Below are 499 nucleotides of genomic sequence, written 5' to 3'. Positions count from 1 at the left end.
AGTGCTCTTGTCGATGAACACGTCATCGCCAGGTGCCGCAACAGTCACGGAGCCAACGGTTTCACCAGCTTTAATGGTGATAGATGAACCGTTATCCAACTTCAGCGTGACGTCAGTGCCCGCTTTATTGGAAAGCGTAGCGGTGTACGTAATCTGACCACCTTCGTTGACGGCGCTTGGCGCGGTCAGCGTGACAGTAGTTGTGTTGTCAGTACCCGGAGTATCCGTGACGGTGGTGCTAACAGGCGTAGTACCTGGCACCAAGTTTTCGAAGTGCTCGCCGCCAGTCACGTTAGTAATAGCGGTAGTGACGGTTTGGTCGCCTTTGTACACGTCATCTGGAGCTACAACGGTGACGTTGCCGCTGGACTGGTTCACACCGATAGTAATGGTTTGGCCGTTATCCAAAGTCACGGTCAGCGGGTTGGTGATGTTGGTCACTGCCGCGCCGTTTTTATCCACAAGGCTGGCGGTGTAAACGATGTTGCCGCCTTCGCCC

At 54.5% G+C, this 499-nt stretch carries 1 protein-coding gene; it reads right to left on the bottom strand.

The genetic code is table 11. From position 1 onward, the window contains the following. Window positions 1-499, bottom strand: a 499-nt coding sequence (locus K0H48_RS30725; RefSeq protein ID WP_257626911.1) for an immunoglobulin-like domain-containing protein, incomplete at both ends; no start/stop codon positions are given.

The sequence above is a fragment of the Pseudomonas sp. Xaverov 259 genome, from assembly GCF_019352915.1.
GTDB lineage: Bacteria > Pseudomonadota > Gammaproteobacteria > Pseudomonadales > Pseudomonadaceae > Aquipseudomonas.
The sequence above is the reverse complement of the archived record's forward strand: the minus strand, read 5'-3'. Positions and strand labels throughout refer to the sequence as shown.